The organism is Mycobacterium sp. 852013-51886_SCH5428379 (genome assembly GCF_001665575.1).
Classification (GTDB): domain Bacteria; phylum Actinomycetota; class Actinomycetes; order Mycobacteriales; family Mycobacteriaceae; genus Mycobacterium.
This window is the reverse complement of record NZ_LZSU01000026.1, coordinates 1-16,289: the sequence shown is the minus strand read 5'-3', so window position 1 is coordinate 16,289 and position 16,289 is coordinate 1. Positions and strand designations below refer to the sequence as shown.

The window sequence follows — 16,289 nt, the reverse complement described above, 5'->3', positions numbered from 1 at the left end:
TGCAGAATCGACGGTATGACACGTGTCGCCGTCGCTGGTGCCAGCGGATACGCCGGTGGAGAGATCATCCGGCTTCTCCTCAGTCATCCCGCCTACGTCGACGGACGCCTCACCCTCGGTGCGCTGACCGCCGCAGGAAGCGCCGGCACCGCGCTGACCGATCACCACCCACATCTCCTTCCGCTGGCCGGCCGCGTGCTGGAGCCGACGGAGGTCGACGTGCTGTCCGGTCACGATGTGGTGTTCCTCGCCCTGCCGCACGGACATTCCGCCGAGCTGGCCGAACAACTCGGCGACGACGTGCTGATCATCGACTGCGGTGCCGACTTCCGGCTCACTGACCCCGCGGCGTGGGAACGGTTCTACGGCTCCGCGCACGCGGGCAGTTGGCCCTACGGCCTGCCCGAGCTGCCCGGAGCGCGTGACCAGCTCGCCGGCGCCAACCGCATCGCCGTCCCGGGGTGCTATCCCACCGCCGCGCTGCTGGCCCTGCTGCCCGCGGTCGCCGAGGACCTCGTCGAACCCGCGGTCACCGTCGTGGCCGTCAGCGGTACCTCCGGCGCAGGCCGCGCCGCCAAGACCGACCTGCTGGGGGCGGAGGTGATCGGGTCGGCCCGCGCCTACGGCGTCGGCGGAATCCACCGGCACACCCCGGAGATCGCGCAGGGGCTGCGGGGTGTCACCGACCGGGAGGTCACCGTGTCGTTCACCCCGGTCCTGATCCCGACGTCGCGGGGCATCCTCGCCACCTGCACCGCGCGCACCGACGCGCCGCTGTCCCAGCTGCGGGCCGCCTACGAAAAGGCATACGACGCGGAACCTTTCGTCCATCTGCTGTCCGAGGGGCAGCTGCCCAAGACGGGCTCGGTCATCGGCAGCAACGCTGCGCAGATCGCCATCGCCGTCGATGAGGACGCGCGCACCTTCGTCGCGATCGCCGCGATCGACAACCTGGTCAAGGGCACCGGCGGTGCGGCCGTCCAGTCGATGAACCTCGCGCTGGGCTGGCCGGAGACCGAAGGACTCTCGATCGTCGGGGTCGCGCCGTGACCGGATCACCCAACGCCACGCTCATCCGCACCCAGGGGGTGACCGCACCGGCCGGCTTCCGGGCCGCCGGAATCGCCGCGGGGATCAAGGCCTCCGGCGCGCCAGACCTCGCGCTGGTCGTCAACGAAGGGCCCGACCAGGCCGCCGCGGGTGTGTTCACCCGCAACCAGGTGCAGGCCGCCCCGGTGCTGTGGAGCCGGCAGGTGCTGACCACCGGACGCTTGCGCGCGGTGATCCTGAACTCCGGTGGCGCCAATGCGTGTACCGGACCCCTGGGATTCCAGGACGCCCACGCCACCGCCGAGGCGGTCGCCGCCGCCCTGTCGGACTGGGGCACGGAGACGGGTGCCATCGAGGTGGCCGTGTGCTCGACGGGGCTGATCGGCGACCGGTTGCCGATGGACCGGGTGCTGGCCGGCGTCACCGAGATCGTGCACGAGATGGCGGGCGGGCTGACCGGCGGCGAGGAGGCCGCGCGGGCGATCATGACCACCGACACGGTGCCCAAACAGGTTGCCCTGCACCACCCCGACAGCTGGACTGTCGGCGCGATGGCCAAGGGGGCGGGCATGATCGCCCCCTCGCTGGCCACGATGCTGTGCGTGCTGACCACCGACGCCGTCGTGAGCGCGGACGCGCTGCGCACCGCCCTGCAGCGGGCATCGGTTCGCACCTTCGACCGCCTCGACATCGACGGCAGCTGCTCGACCAACGACACCGTGCTGCTGCTGGCGTCAGGTGCCAGCGAGATCGCCCCCAGCCAGGCGGATCTCGACGAGGCCGTCCTGCAGGTGTGCCACGACCTGTGCGCGCAGATGCAGGCCGACGCGGAGGGCGTGACCAAACGCATCGCCATCACCGTCAGCGGCGCACCGTCCGAGGACGACGCCCTGACCGCGGCACGCATGCTGGCCCGCGACAGTTTGGTCAAGACCGCGATGTTCGGATCCGACCCGAACTGGGGTCGGGTGCTCGCCGCCGTCGGCATGGTGCCGTTCACGATCGATCCGAACCGGATCACCGTGTCCTTCAACGGTTTCCCCACGTTCGCCGACGGTGCCGGCACACCCGCCGCCCGTGAGGTGGACCTGTCCGGACCGGATATCGACGTCACCGTCGACCTCGGCCTGGGATCCGGCGAGGCGACGGTACGCACGACCGACCTGTCCCACGCCTACGTTGAAGAGAATTCGGCATACAGCTCATGAACGCACCAACTCAGACCCGGGCGCAGATCCTGGCCGCCGCTCTGCCCTGGCTCAAACAGCTCAACGGCAAGATCGTCGTCGTCAAATACGGCGGTAACGCGATGACCGACGACACGCTCAAGGCGGCGTTCGCCGCCGATATGGTGTTTCTGCGCAACTGCGGCGTCAAGCCGGTCGTGGTGCACGGCGGCGGGCCGCAGATCAGCGCGATGCTCAAAAAGCTCGGTATCGCAGGCGAATTCAAGGGCGGGTTCCGCGTCACCACACCTGAGGTGCTCGACGTCGCGCGGATGGTGCTGTTCGGTCAGGTCGGCCGCGAACTGGTCGGGCTGATCAACGCGCACGGACCGTACGCCGTCGGCATCACCGGCGAGGACGCGCACCTGTTCACCGCGGTCCGCCGCAGCGTCACCGTCGACGGTGTCGCCACCGACATCGGACTGGTCGGCGACGTCGAGAAGGTCTGCACCGATGCCGTCGTCGACCTCATCGAGGCAGGACGGATCCCCGTCGTGTCGACCATCGCACCGGACGTCGACGGAGTGGTCCACAACATCAACGCCGACACCGCTGCCGCGGCGCTGGCGTCTGCGCTCGGCGCCGAGAAGCTGGTGATTCTCACCGACATCGAGGGTCTCTACACCGACTGGCCGAACCGCGATTCGCTGGTCAGCCAGATCGACACCGAGGCGCTGGCCGAACTGCTGCCCCGGCTGGAGTCCGGCATGGTGCCCAAGATCGAGGCCTGTCTGCGCGCGGTGACCGACGGTGTGCCGAGCGCGCACGTGATCGACGGCCGTGTCGAACACTGCGTGCTGGTCGAACTGTTCACCGATGAGGGAACAGGCACGAAGGTGATCAACGCATGACCACCACGACGCTCCAGCAACGGTGGCAGGCCGTCATGATGAACAACTACGGCACCCCGCCCGTATCGCTGGTCAGCGGTGACGGCGCGGTGGTCACCGACAGCGACGGCAAGTCGTATCTCGATCTGCTCGGCGGTATCGCGGTCAACGTGCTGGGGCACCGCCATCCGGCCGTCACCGAGGCGGTCACCCGGCAGTTGAACACGCTGGGTCACACCTCGAATCTCTATGCCACCGAACCGGGTATCGCGCTGGCCGAGGCGCTGGTCGGGCACCTGGGCGCCCCGGCGCGGGTGTTCTTCTGCAACTCGGGCACCGAGGCCAACGAAGTCGCCTTCAAGATCACCCGCTTGACCGGGCGTACGAAGGTCGTTGCCGCCGAAGGCGCTTTCCACGGCCGGACGATGGGGTCGCTGGCGCTGACCGGCCAGCCGGCCAAACAGGCGCCGTTCGAGCCGCTGCCCGGTCACGTCACCCACGTGCCCTACGGAGACACCGAGGCGCTCGAGCGCGCTGTCGATTCGCAGACCGCCGCGGTGTTCCTCGAGCCGATCATGGGGGAGGGCGGCGTCGTCGTCCCCCCGGCCGGATACCTGGCCGCCGCACGGGAGATCACCAGCCGGCACGGCGCGCTGCTCGTCGTTGACGAGGTACAGACCGGAATGGGCCGCACCGGAGCGTTTTTCGCCCACCAGCACGACGGCGTCGTCCCCGACGTCGTCACGTTGGCCAAAGGCCTGGGCGGTGGCCTGCCGATCGGCGCCTGCCTCGCCGTCGGCGCGACCGGCGACCTGCTGACCCCTGGGCTGCACGGCAGCACCTTCGGTGGCAACCCCGTCTGCACCGCGGCCGCGCTGGCGGTGCTCAAGGTACTCGCTGACGACGATCTCGTCGGCCGGGCCGGGATGCTCGGCAAGACGCTGATCCACGGCGTCGAGGAGCTGAACCATCCGCTGGTCGATCACGTCCGCGGCCGCGGTCTGCTGATCGGTATCGCACTACGCGCCGCGGCGGCCAAGGCCGCCGAGACCGCCGCCCGGGATGCCGGGTTCCTGGTCAACGCCGCCGCACCCGACGTCGTGCGGCTGGCACCTCCGCTGGTGCTCACCGAGGACCAGGTCGACACCTTCCTCGCCGCGCTGCCCGCCGTACTCGACACCGCCGCAAAGGAGGCCGCACAGTGAGGCACTTCCTGCGCGACGACGATCTCACGCCCGACGAGCAGACCGAGGTGCTCGCGCTCGCCGCGGAGATGAAGAAGGACCCGCTGCTGCACCGCCCGCTGGCCGGACCCCGGGCAGTCGCGGTGATCTTCGACAAGAACTCGACCCGCACCCGCTTCTCGTTCGAGGTGGGCATCGCCCAACTCGGTGGCCACGCTGTCGTCGTGGACGGCCGCAGCACCCAGCTCGGTCGCGAGGAGACGCTCGAGGACACCGGAAAGGTGTTGTCCCGCTACGTGGATGCGATCGTGTGGCGCACCTTCGCGCAGGAGCGGCTGACCGCGATGGCCGCCGGGGCGACGGTACCGGTGATCAATGCGCTGTCCGACGAGTTCCACCCGTGCCAGGTGCTCGCCGACCTGCAGACCCTGATCGAACGGCGCGGCGCCCTGCCGGGCCTGCGGATGGCGTACTTCGGCGACGGCGCCAACAACATGGCGCACTCGCTGATGCTCGGCGGCGTCACCGCGGGCATGCACGTGACGGTCGCCGCGCCGCGCGGCTTCGAACCGCATCCGATGTTCGTCGCCGCGGCGATGGAACGCGCGCAGGAGACCGGCGCGAGCGTCACCGTCACCGCCGATCCGCATCAGGCCGCCGACGGGGCCGATGTGCTGGTGACCGACACCTGGACGTCGATGGGGCAGGAGAACGACGGGCTCGACCGGGTGCGCCCGTTCCGGCCGTTCCAGGTCAACACCGGCCTGCTCGACCGCGCCGACGCCGACGCCGTGGTGCTGCACTGCCTGCCGGCGCACCGCGGACACGAGATCAGCGACGAGGTGATCGACGGACCGCACAGCGCGGTGTGGGACGAGGCCGAGAACCGGCTGCATGCGCAGAAGGCGCTGCTGGTCTGGTTGATGGAGCGGACCGGGTGACCTCCGCGGCAACCCGGGCCGGGCGGCAGGCGCGCATCGTCGCGCTGCTGTCGGCTCACTCGGTGCGCAGCCAGAGCGAGCTGGCGGCGATGCTCGCCGACGAGGGCATCGACGTCACCCAGGCGACGCTGTCGCGCGACCTCGAAGAACTCGGCGCGGTCAAATTGCGCGGCGCCGACGGCGGCGTCGGCGTGTACGTCGTGCCGGAGGACGGGAGCCCGGTGCGCGGGGTGTCCGGCGGCACCGAACGGTTGACCCGGCTGCTCGGGGATCTCCTGGTGTCCACGGATTCCAGCGGTAACCTCGCGGTCCTGCGAACACCGCCCGGCGCGGCGCACTACCTCGCCAGTGCGCTCGACCGGGCTGCGCTGCCCTACGTCGTCGGCACCATCGCCGGCGACGACACCATCGCGGTGGTGGCCCGGGAGCCCATGACGGGCGCCGACCTGGCCACCACACTCGAGAACCTGAAGTAGTAGAGGAGATTTACTCATGTCCGAACGCGTCATCCTGGCGTACTCCGGCGGTCTGGACACCTCCGTGGCGATCAGCTGGATCGGCAAGGAGACCGGCCGCGACGTGGTCGCCGTCGCGATCGATCTCGGCCAGGGCGGCGAGGACATGGACGTGGTGCGCCAGCGCGCCCTCGACTGTGGCGCCGTCGAGGCCGTCGTCGTGGACGCCCGCGACGAGTTCGCCGAGCAGTACTGCCTGCCGGCGATCCAGTCGAATGCCCTCTACATGGACCGCTATCCGCTGGTCTCCGCGCTGAGCCGACCGCTGATCGTCAAACACCTCGTCGACGCCGCGCGTGAGCACAAGGGTGGCATCGTCGCCCACGGGTGCACCGGCAAGGGCAACGACCAGGTCCGGTTCGAGGTCGGATTCGCCTCCCTGGCACCGGATCTGGAGGTCCTGGCGCCCGTGCGGGACTACGCGTGGACCCGGGAGAAGGCGATCGCGTTCGCCGAGGAAAACGCGATCCCGATCAATGTGACGAAGCGGTCGCCGTTCTCGATCGACCAGAACGTCTGGGGCCGTGCGGTGGAGACCGGATTTCTCGAGCACCTCTGGAACGCGCCGACCAAGGACGTCTACGACTACACCGAGGACCCGACGCTCAACTGGAACACCCCCGACGAGGTGATCGTCGGCTTCGACAAGGGTGTGCCGGTTTCGATCGACGGCCGCCCGGTCACGGTGCTGCAGGCGATCGAGGAACTCAACCGTCGCGCGGGCGCCCAGGGCGTCGGCCGCCTCGACGTCGTCGAGGACCGGCTGGTGGGCATCAAGAGCCGCGAGATCTACGAGGCGCCGGGTGCGATGGTGCTGATCACCGCGCACACCGAACTCGAACACGTCACGCTGGAACGCGAACTCGGCCGGTTCAAGCGCAACACCGATCAGAAGTGGGGCGAGCTGGTCTACGACGGCCTGTGGTTCTCGCCGCTCAAGACCGCGCTCGAATCGTTCGTCGCCAAGACCCAGGAGCACGTCACCGGCGAGATCCGGATGGTCCTGCACGGCGGTCACATCGCGGTGAACGGCCGCCGCAGCGAGTCGTCGCTGTACGACTTCAACCTGGCCACCTACGACGAGGGCGATACGTTCGACCAGTCGTCGGCCAAGGGCTTCGTCCACGTGCACGGATTGAGCTCGAGCATCTCAGCCCGCCGTGACCTGGGCATCAAGTGACGCCCAAACGAACAATTGGGCGGGGAAGTGCGAGTAGAAGCCGCCATTACATCGATCTCGGCGCGGTAGCGGGGTCGCTATGAGCACCAACGAGGGGTCGCTGTGGGGCGGCCGGTTCGCCGATGGTCCGGCGGATCCGCTCGCCGCGCTCAGCAAGTCCACCCACTTCGACTGGGTGCTGGCGCCTTACGACATCCAGGCGTCGAAAGCCCATGCGCGGGTGCTGTTCTCGGCCGGACTGCTCACCGAGGAGCAGCGCGACGGCCTGCTCGCCGGGCTCGACAGTCTGGGCAATGACGTCGCCGACGGCAGCTTCGGACCGCTGGTCACCGACGAGGACGTTCACGGCGCGCTGGAACGCGGCCTGATCGACCGGGTGGGCGCCGAACTCGGCGGCCGCCTGCGCGCCGGGCGTTCCCGCAACGACCAGGTCGCCACGCTGTTCCGCGCCTGGCTGCGCGACGCGGTCCGCCGCGTGGCCGACGGGGTGCTCGACGTGGTCGGGGCGCTGGCCACCCAGGCCGCGGCCCACCCGACGGCCATCATGCCCGGCAAGACGCACCTGCAGTCCGCGCAGCCGGTGCTTCTCGCCCATCACCTGCTCGCTCACGCCCACCCGCTGCTGCGCGACGTCGACCGGCTCGCCGATTTCGACAAACGGGCAGCGGTGTCGCCCTACGGATCAGGTGCGCTGGCCGGTTCCTCGCTGGGCTTGGACCCCGACGCGATCGCCGCCGAACTCGGCTTCGACTCCGCCGCCGACAACTCGATCGACGCCACCGCCGCGCGCGACTTCGCCGCCGAGGCCTCGTTCGTGCTGGCGATGATCGGCGTCGACCTGTCCCGGCTCGCCGAAGACATCATCCTGTGGAGCACCACCGAATTCGGCTACGTCGAACTCCACGACGCGTGGTCGACAGGCAGCTCGATCATGCCGCAGAAGAAGAATCCTGACATCGCCGAACTGGCCCGCGGGAAGTCCGGCCGGCTGATCGGCAACCTGACCGGCCTGCTCGCGACGCTCAAGGCGCAACCGCTGGCCTACAACCGGGATCTGCAGGAGGACAAGGAGCCGGTCTTCGATTCGGTGGCGCAGCTGGAACTGCTGCTGCCCGCGGTCGCCGGACTGGTGTCCACGCTGCGCTTCGACGTCGACCGCATGGCCGCGCTCGCCCCGCTCGGCTTCACGCTCGCTACCGATGTCGCGGAGTGGCTGGTTCGCCGTGGTGTGCCGTTCCGCATTGCCCACGAGGCCGCGGGCGCCGCCGTGCGGGCCGCCGAGGCGCGCGGGGTGGGGCTCGAAGAACTCACCGACGCCGAACTGACCGGCATTCACCCGGAGCTGACCGGTGAGGTGCGCGACGTGCTGACCATCGAGGGTTCGGTGAACTCGCGCGACGCCCGCGGCGGGACGGCGCCGGTTCAGGTCGCCAGACAGCTCGGCGCGGTGCGCGAAACCGCCGACCGGCTCCGGGCGTCGTTGCGGCGCTAGCCGATCTGCTCGGTCAGCTCGAACCAGCGGCTCTCGGTTTCGGCGACCTCGTCTTCCATGGCGCGGATGGCCGCCATCTCGGTGGCCAACCCCTCGAAGTCGGACTGGTCGCGGTCGGCGAGTGCGGTTCGCGCGCCATCGATCTGGGCCTGCAGCTTCTCCAGCCGGCGCTCCAGGGCCGCGACCTCCTTCTGCGCCGCCCGCAACTCGGCGCCCGACAGCCGGGCCGCGTCCGTGGCCGCGGCCGATGCGGGGGCGGGTCCGGTCTCGGCGGAGTGGGCCGCCCGGAGCCGCAGGTACTCGTCTACACCGCCGGGCAGGTGCCGAAGACGCCCACCGAGGATGCCGTATTGCTGGTCGGTGACCCGCTCGAGGAAGTACCGGTCGTGACTGACGACGATCAGGGTGCCGGGCCAGGAGTCGAGCAGATCCTCCATCGCGGCCAGCATGTCGGTGTCCAGGTCGTTGGTCGGCTCGTCGAGGATCAGCACGTTGGGTTGGGACAGCAGGATGAGGAGCAGCTGCAGGCGACGCTGCTGGCCTCCGGAGAGATCCTTGACCGGCGTCGACAATTGGGCGCTCGAGAACCCGAGCCGTTCCAGGAGTTGGCCCGGCGTGAGTTCCTGGGCCTTCGCGCCGGTCCCGAACGTGTAGGTGGTGCGCAGGTTGTCGAGCACGATCCGCACCGGATCGTCCAGATGCGGCTGCAATTCGTCGAGTGTCTGGGTCAAGGTGGCGACCTTGACCGTCTTACCGTGCTTGACCCGGCCCGCGGTCGGCTGCACCGAACCGTCGACCAGACCCAGCAGGGTCGATTTGCCGGCGCCGTTGACGCCCAGGATGCCGGTGCGTTCACCGGGGGCGATGCGCCACTCCACACCGTGCAGCACCTCGCGGTCCCCATAGGACGCCGACGCGTCGAGGATGTCGACCACCTGCTTGCCGAGCCGTGACACCGCCAGTGACTGGAGCGCGACCTTGTCGCGGATCTCCGGCACATCGGCGATCAGCGCGTTGGCCGCCTCGATCCGGAACTTGGGTTTCGACGTGCGGGCGGGCGCACCGCGGCGCAGCCACGCCAGCTCCTTGCGGGCGAGATTCTGGCGGCGCGCCTCGATGGTGGCGGCCTGGCGGTCACGCTCCACCCGCTGTAGGACGTAGGCCGCGTATCCGCCGTCGAACGGTTCGACGATGCGGTCGTGCACCTCCCAGGTCACCGTGCACACCTCGTCGAGGAACCAGCGGTCGTGCGTCACCACCAGCAACCCGCCGGCCGACGGGGACCAGCGTCGTTTGAGGTGCTCGGCCAGCCAGGTGATGGCCTCCACGTCGAGGTGGTTGGTCGGCTCGTCGAGGGCGAGTACGTCGTGGTCGCCGGCCAGCAACCGGGCCAGGGCCACCCGGCGCCGCTGACCGCCCGACAACGTCCCCACGACCGCGTCCCAGCCCACGTCGGCGAGCAGTCCGCCGATGACGTCGCGGCCGCGCGGATCGCCGGCCCACTCGTGTTCGGGGGTGTCGCCGACGACGGCGTACCCGACGGTGTGCGCGTCGTCGAGGTCGTCGGACTGTTCGAGCACCCCGATGTGCACTCCGCCCCGGACCGTCACCCGGCCGGAATCGGGCCGGCGCCGACCCGCCAGCATGGCCAGCAGGCTGGACTTGCCGTCGCCGTTGCGGCCGACGATGCCGATCCGGTCGCCCTCGTTCACGCCGAGGGAGACCCCGTCGAACACGACTTTGGTCGGGTATTCCAGATGAAGGGCTTCAGCCCCGAGCAGATGCGCCATGTCTCCTCCAGGCTATGCGGGCCCGGCGCCGCGGATCGCGGCGGCCGATCATGGGCGCTATGCCATGATGACGGGCGGCAGCCAATGCGAAGGGGAGTCAGCGTGGTGGACCTCTCGGCTTTCACCAGACCGGTGGGTCGGCTGGTGGCGACGGCGCAGAACGGCCTGGAGGTGCTGCGTTACGGCGGCCTCGAGACCGGCGCGGTTCCGTCGCCGTTCCAGATCATCGAGAGCGTGCCGATGTACCGGCTTCGCCGATATTTCCCGCCGGACAGCAGGCCCGGCGGTAAGCCGCCCGGCCCGCCCGTGCTGATGGTGCACCCGATGATGATGTCGGCCGATATGTGGGACGTCACCCGCGACGACGGCGCCGTGGGCATCCTGCACCGCGACGGCATCGATCCGTGGGTGATCGACTTCGGCTCGCCCGACAAGATCGAGGGCGGCATGCAGCGCAACCTGGCCGATCACGTCGTGGCGCTGTCCAAGGCCATCGACACCGTCAAGCAGGTCACCGACCGCGACGTGCACCTCGCCGGCTATTCGCAGGGCGGCATGTTCTGCTACCAGACCGCCGCCTATCGCCGGTCGTCGGATCTGGCCAGCATCATCACCTTCGGTGCGCCCGTGGACACCCTCGCCGCGCTGCCGATGAACCTGCCCGCAGGCCTGGCCGTCGGCGCCGCCGATTTCATGGCCGACCACGTTTTCAGCCGCATCGACATCCCGGGATGGTTGGCGCGCACCGGATTTCAGATGCTCGATCCGATCAAGACCGCGCAGGCGCGACTGGATTTCCTGCTGCAGCTGCACGATCGGGAAGCCCTGCTGCCGCGCGAACAGCAGCGCCGGTTCCTCGCCTCCGAGGGCTGGATCGCCTGGTCCGGCCCGGCGATCTCCGAACTGCTCAAGCAGTTCATCGCGCACAACCGGATGATGACCGGCGGTTTCTCCATCCACGGTCAGTTGGTGACCCTCTCCGACATCGACTGCCCGGTGCTGGCCGTCGTCGGCGAGGTCGACGACATCGGCCAGCCGGCCGCGGTGCGCGGTATCAAGCGGGCCGCGCCGCAGGCCGACGTCTACGAATTCCTCATCCGCGCAGGCCATTTCGGGCTGGTCGTCGGCTCCAAAGCGTCCCAGCAGACGCTGCCGACGGTCGCGGGCTGGGTCAACTGGCTCGACGGCTCGGGCGATATGCCCGACGAAGTCGTGCCGATGGCGCTGCAACCGGCCGAGCACCTCGAGAGCGGGGTGTCGCTGACCTCGCGGGTCGCGCACACCGCGACCGCCGCGACCGAACTGGCGCTCGGGGCGGCCCGCTCCGCGGCCGGTGCGATGGTCACCGCCAACAAGTCGGCGCGCACGCTGGCGGTGGAGACCGCCAGGACCCTGCCGCGCCTGGCCCGCCTCGGCCAGATCAACGATCACACCCGCATCTCGCTCGGCCGCATCATGTCCGAGCAGGCGCGGGGCGCCCCCGGCGGGGAGTTCCTGCTGTTCGACGGCCGCGTGCACACCTACGAGGCCGTCGACCGGCGCATCAACAACGTCGTGCGTGGGCTGATCGACGTCGGCGTCCGGCAGGGCACCCGGGTCGGTGTGCTGATGGAGACGCGCCCCAGCGCGCTGGTCGCGATCGCCGCCCTGTCCCGCCTCGGCGCGGTCGCGGTGCTGATGCCGCCCGACGTCGACCTCGTCCAGGCCGCCCGCCTCGGTGCCATCTCGGAGATCATCGCCGACCCGACCAACCTCGCGGCCGCACGCTCGCTGCCGATGCGGGTGCTGGTTCTCGGCGGCGGCGAGACCCGCGCGTTGGACTTGCCCGCCGACGCCGACGTGGTCGACATGGAACAGATCGACCCCGACCTGGTGGCGTTGCCCGGGTGGTACCGGCCCAATCCCGGTTTGGCCCGCGACCTCGCATTCATCGCCTTCAGCTCCATCGGCGGTGATCTGGTCGCCCGCCAGATCACCAACTACCGGTGGGCACTGTCGGCATTCGGCACCGCATCGGCGGCCAACCTCGACCGCGGCGACACCGTCTACTGCCTGACGCCCCTGCACCACCAGTCGGGTCTGCTCGTCAGCCTCGGTGGCGCCGTCGTCGGCGGCACCAGGATCGCGCTGTCGCGCGAACTGCGGCCCGACCGTTTCGTCCCGGAGATCCGGCAGTACGGCGTGACCGTGGTGTCCTACACCTGGGCGATGCTGAGTGACATCATCAACGACCCGTCGTTCAAGCTGACCGGCAACCACCCGGTGCGGCTGTTCATCGGCTCCGGTATGCCCTCGGGGCTGTGGAAGCGGGTCGTCGACATCTTCGAACCCGCCCACGTCGTCGAGTTCTTCGCCACCCCGGACGGGCATGCCGTGCTGGCGAACGTCTCGGGCGCCAAGATCGGCAGCAAGGGCCGTGCGTTGCCCGGAGGCGGGCAGGTCGAACTGGCGGCCTACGATCCCGACCACGATCTGATCCTGGAAGACGACCGCGGTTTCGTGCGCCGGGCGCAGGTCAACGAGGTCGGTGTGCTCCTGGCGCGTCCCCGCGGACCGGTGGACCCGACGGCGTCGATCAAGCGGGGCGTATTCGCCCCTGCCGACACCTGGGTGTCGACGGAGTACCTGTTCCGCAGGGACGACGACGGCGACTTCTGGCTCGTCGACAACCGCGGCGCGGTCATCCGCACCGCCCGCGGTCCCGTCTACGCGACGGTCGTCGGCGATGCGGTGGGCCGACTGGGAGCGGTGGACCTGGCCGTCACCTATCCGGTGCACGTCGGCGGCCAGACCCTGGCGGTCACGGCCCTGAAGCTGTGCCCGGGCGGCAGCGTGCCGTCCGCGGACCTGACCGAGGCGTTGGCCGACCTTCCGCTCGGCAACCCGCCCGATCTCGTCCACATCGTGTCCGACATCAAGTTGAGCGCGTCCTACCGTCCGATGAGCGGGCCGCTGAGCGCCGCCGGCCTGCCGAAACCGTCCCGGCGTAACTCTTGGTACCTCGATCCCGATACGGATGGGTACAAGCGGCTGACCGTTGCCGTGCGTGCCGAATTGACCGGAGGGCAAGAGGTTGACAGGACGACACCGAAGCCGGGGATCGACGCGGAGCCCGCGCCGAGCGCCCAGCAGTGACGCCCTGCCGGACCGTGCCCACCTTGATACGCTCCCGCTGGCGTCTGCTTCGACTGGAGGATTGATGAACGTGTTGACCAACCACGTCGGATGGCGTCGCGCCCTCACCGGTGCGGTGGCGAGCACTGCGCTCGCGGCAGGCCTTCTCATCTCGGCCCCCGTTTCGCAGGCCGACATCCTCGACCAGATCGGCGAGAAGTACATGTCCGGCGAGGGTGGCGGCCAGGTCTCGAGGTTCATCGAGGACTCGCTGCGGCTGCGGTCCATGGGCGCCAGGCCGTCGGCGGCGAATCTGGCCGCGTTGCAGGAGGGCTGGGACTTCCTGCCCAATCAGTCCCGCCTCATCTCGGCACTCCAGGGCACCATCGCCTATCAGCGCAAGGTCATGGCTCAGGGCCAGCTGACCGCACCGGGCACCGGTCCGGCGAACAAGGCGCCCGCGTGGACGCCGCCGGGTGACCAGAACCCGTTCGTCGGCCCCGAATACGACGTCAACCCGTACACGTGATCGACCAGAGGCTGCGCGCCATCCTGGTGTGTCCCCAGGACCGCGGCCCGCTGCTGCTGATCGACGACGAGATGCTTTACAACCCGCGGCTGCGCCGTGGTTATCGCATCGACGACGGCATCCCTGTACTGCTGGTCGACGAGGCTGTCGACATCACCGACGACGCCGAACACCAGCGACTGGTCGACCGCGCGGAGGCCTAGCGTCTCGGACGAACTGCTGCCGTGAGTGCCGATCTGCTGGCCGTCGATCCGCTGACTGCCGCGCGACGACTGCTGGGCGCGACGCTGGTGGTGCGCGGGGTCACCGCCATGGTCGTGGAGGTCGAGGCCTATGGCGGACCACCCGACGGACCTTGGCCGGACGCGGCCGCGCACTCCTACCGCGGCCCGGGTATCCGCAACGCGGTGATGTTCGGCCCGTCGGGCCGGCTCTACACCTATCGCAGCCACGGGATCCACGTTTGCGCGAACGTCGCCTGCGCCGACGACGGCGTCGCGGCGGCGGTGCTCCTGCGCGCGGCCGCGGTCGAATCGGGGAATGCGCTCGCGCAGCGCCGACGCGGAGAAGCGGTGCGCGAATCCGCGCTAGCCCGTGGTCCCGGCAATCTGTGTTCGGCGCTCGGCATCACCATGGAGGACAACGGGTCGGATGTGTTCGACCCGGCCGCCGCCGTCCGGCTCGAGCTGGGGGAGGAGCGGTCCTACGTGGCCGGACCGCGCGTCGGGGTGAGTAAGGCAGCCGACCGGCCGTGGCGCCTCTGGATCCCCGGACGACCCGAGGTCTCGGCGTACCGGCGCAGCCCACGTGCGCCGATGCCGGGCGACAGCGACTGACGTTCAGGCGTACGGAAAGATCGACGCCATGACGAGCGGCATCCTCGATGAGTTGGACTGGCGTGGCCTGATCGCACAATCGACCGACCGCGAAGCGTTGGCCGCCGATCTCGCGGCCGGGCCGCTGACGCTGTACTCCGGCTTCGATCCCACGGCGCCGAGCCTGCACGCCGGACATCTGGTGCCGTTGCTCACACTGCGCCGGTTCCAGCAGGCCGGGCACCGACCGATCGTGCTGGCCGGCGGAGCGACGGGCATGATCGGTGATCCCCGCGACACCGGCGAACGCACGATGCAGACCGCCGACACCGTCGCGGACTGGGCCGATCGCATCCGGGGTCAGCTGTCGCGCTTCGTGGAATTCGACGAATCGCCGACCGGCGCGATCATCGAGAACAACCTGACCTGGACCGCAGCGCTGTCGACCGTCGAATTCCTCCGCGATGTCGGCAAGCACTTCTCGGTCAACGTGATGCTCGACCGCGACACCGTGCGACGCCGCCTGGAAGGCGACGGCATCTCCTACACGGAGTTCAGCTACATGCTCCTGCAGGCCAACGACTACGTGCAGCTACGGCAACGGCACGGCTGCGCGCTACAGATCGGCGGCTCCGATCAGTGGGGCAACATCGTCGCCGGCGTCCGGTTGGTGCGCCAGAAGCTGGGCGACACCGTGCATGCGTTGACCACCCCGCTGGTCACCGACTCCGAGGGACGAAAGTTCGGCAAATCGACCGGGGGCGGGAACCTGTGGCTCGATCCGGACATGACCAGCCCGTACGCCTGGTACCAGTACTTCATCAACACCGCCGACGCCGACGTCATCGGTTACCTGCGCTGGTTCACCTTCCTCGACGCCGAGGAGGTGGCCGAACTGGACGAGGCCACCCGGGAGCGGCCGCACCAGCGTGCGGCCCAACGCCGGCTGGCCCGGGAGTTGACCACTCTGGTGCACGGTCAGGCCGCGACCGATGCGGTCGAGCACGCCAGTCAGGCGCTGTTCGGCCGGGGCGAACTCGACGCACTCGACGAAGCGACGCTGGCCGCGGCGTTACGGGAGGCCTCGGTGGTGGAGCTGGTGCCGGGCGGCCCGAACTCGATCACCGACCTGCTGGTCGCGACCGGACTGTCGGCGAGCAGGGGAGCGGCCCGCCGCACGGTCGGCGAAGGCGGGGTGTCGGTCAACAACGTGCGCATCGACAGTGACGAGTGGGCGCCGCAGCCGTCGGACTTCCTGCACGGTCGCTGGCTGGTGGTTCGCCGGGGCAAGCGGAATATTGCGGGGGTCCAGCTCGTTGGATGAAGTGGTACGGAAGTGCAAGTGTGCCGAAACCGGTCGAAAACCTGCTTCTAGCAGGGGATTTGACTCCGTGTTTGGTCTGACGTAACTTATCTCAGGTCGCCGCGACACGGTCTCCGGACCGGGGAGCGCGGCAGACTCCCAGAGGGAAGTCCACTTCGGTGGGCTCCTGACCGTCCGCACTACGAGATAGCGGCTTTTGGCCGCGGGATTGTTGCGCGGGTCGGGCGGGTGTGTTGTTTGAGAACTCAATAGTGTGTTTGGTGGTTTTTGTTTGTTGTTTTTTGTTGTGCCATGCTCTC

Annotated in this window: 14 protein-coding genes; 13 read left to right on the top strand and 1 reads right to left on the bottom strand. The window is 69.3% G+C overall.

Annotation, left to right across the window (positions count from 1 at the left end):
- Positions 1-15: 15 nt before the first annotated feature.
- The 8 genes from argC (at position 16) to argH (ending at position 8,418) form a co-directional block, all read left to right on the top strand.
- Complete coding sequence (argC, locus tag A5757_RS11865) at positions 16-1,050, top strand: N-acetyl-gamma-glutamyl-phosphate reductase (protein WP_066833619.1); 1,035 nt, start codon at positions 16-18, stop codon at positions 1,048-1,050.
- The gene (gene argJ, locus A5757_RS11860) at positions 1,047-2,258 is read left to right on the top strand and encodes a bifunctional glutamate N-acetyltransferase/amino-acid acetyltransferase ArgJ (RefSeq protein WP_066833616.1); all 1,212 of its coding nucleotides are present in this window, start codon (positions 1,047-1,049) and stop codon (positions 2,256-2,258) included. The genes argC and argJ overlap by 4 nt, the downstream gene beginning before the upstream one ends.
- A complete protein-coding gene (gene argB, locus A5757_RS11855) occupies positions 2,255-3,127 on the top strand; it encodes an acetylglutamate kinase (RefSeq protein WP_066833614.1) in 873 nt (290 codons plus the stop codon). Before argJ ends, argB begins: the two co-directional genes overlap by 4 nt.
- The gene (locus tag A5757_RS11850; protein WP_066833612.1) at positions 3,124-4,311 is read left to right on the top strand and encodes an acetylornithine transaminase; all 1,188 of its coding nucleotides are present in this window, start codon (positions 3,124-3,126) and stop codon (positions 4,309-4,311) included. The genes argB and A5757_RS11850 overlap by 4 nt, the downstream gene beginning before the upstream one ends.
- Positions 4,308-5,231: an ornithine carbamoyltransferase gene (argF, locus tag A5757_RS11845; protein ID WP_066833609.1), complete on the top strand. Its 924-nt coding sequence runs from the start codon at positions 4,308-4,310 to the stop codon at positions 5,229-5,231. Before A5757_RS11850 ends, argF begins: the two co-directional genes overlap by 4 nt.
- Entirely contained in the window at positions 5,207-5,707 is a 501-nt protein-coding gene (locus tag A5757_RS11840) for an arginine repressor (protein WP_197497321.1), read from the top strand. Before argF ends, A5757_RS11840 begins: the two co-directional genes overlap by 25 nt.
- A gap of 16 nt (positions 5,708-5,723) precedes the next feature.
- Positions 5,724-6,926, top strand: coding sequence for an argininosuccinate synthase (locus A5757_RS11835; RefSeq protein ID WP_066833604.1), 1,203 nt, complete (start codon positions 5,724-5,726; stop codon positions 6,924-6,926).
- 79 nt (positions 6,927-7,005) lie between these two features.
- The gene (gene argH / locus A5757_RS11830) at positions 7,006-8,418 is read left to right on the top strand and encodes an argininosuccinate lyase (protein ID WP_066833601.1); all 1,413 of its coding nucleotides are present in this window, start codon (positions 7,006-7,008) and stop codon (positions 8,416-8,418) included.
- On the opposite strand, the gene A5757_RS11825 is transcribed toward argH, so the two are convergent.
- Positions 8,415-10,208, bottom strand: coding sequence for an ABC-F family ATP-binding cassette domain-containing protein (locus tag A5757_RS11825; RefSeq protein WP_066833599.1), 1,794 nt, complete (start codon positions 10,206-10,208; stop codon positions 8,415-8,417). The two genes, argH and A5757_RS11825, sit on opposite strands and share 4 nt — an antisense overlap.
- Before the next feature lie 84 nt (positions 10,209-10,292).
- Between A5757_RS11825 and A5757_RS11820 the strand changes: the two genes are divergently transcribed.
- The 5 genes from A5757_RS11820 (at position 10,293) to tyrS (ending at position 15,990) form a co-directional block, all read left to right on the top strand.
- A complete protein-coding gene (locus A5757_RS11820) occupies positions 10,293-13,343 on the top strand; it encodes an acyl-CoA synthetase (RefSeq protein WP_369815936.1) in 3,051 nt (1,016 codons plus the stop codon).
- 64 nt (positions 13,344-13,407) lie between these two features.
- Positions 13,408-13,851: a hypothetical protein gene (locus tag A5757_RS11815; protein WP_066833596.1), complete on the top strand. Its 444-nt coding sequence runs from the start codon at positions 13,408-13,410 to the stop codon at positions 13,849-13,851.
- A complete protein-coding gene (locus A5757_RS11810; protein WP_066833593.1) occupies positions 13,848-14,054 on the top strand; it encodes a Trm112 family protein in 207 nt (68 codons plus the stop codon). The genes A5757_RS11815 and A5757_RS11810 overlap by 4 nt, the downstream gene beginning before the upstream one ends.
- A 21-nt stretch (positions 14,055-14,075) precedes the next feature.
- Positions 14,076-14,687, top strand: coding sequence for a DNA-3-methyladenine glycosylase (locus tag A5757_RS11805; protein WP_066833591.1), 612 nt, complete (start codon positions 14,076-14,078; stop codon positions 14,685-14,687).
- Positions 14,688-14,715: 28 nt separating this feature from the next.
- The gene (gene tyrS / locus A5757_RS11800; RefSeq protein ID WP_066833590.1) at positions 14,716-15,990 is read left to right on the top strand and encodes a tyrosine--tRNA ligase; all 1,275 of its coding nucleotides are present in this window, start codon (positions 14,716-14,718) and stop codon (positions 15,988-15,990) included.
- Positions 15,991-16,289 lie beyond the last annotated feature (299 nt).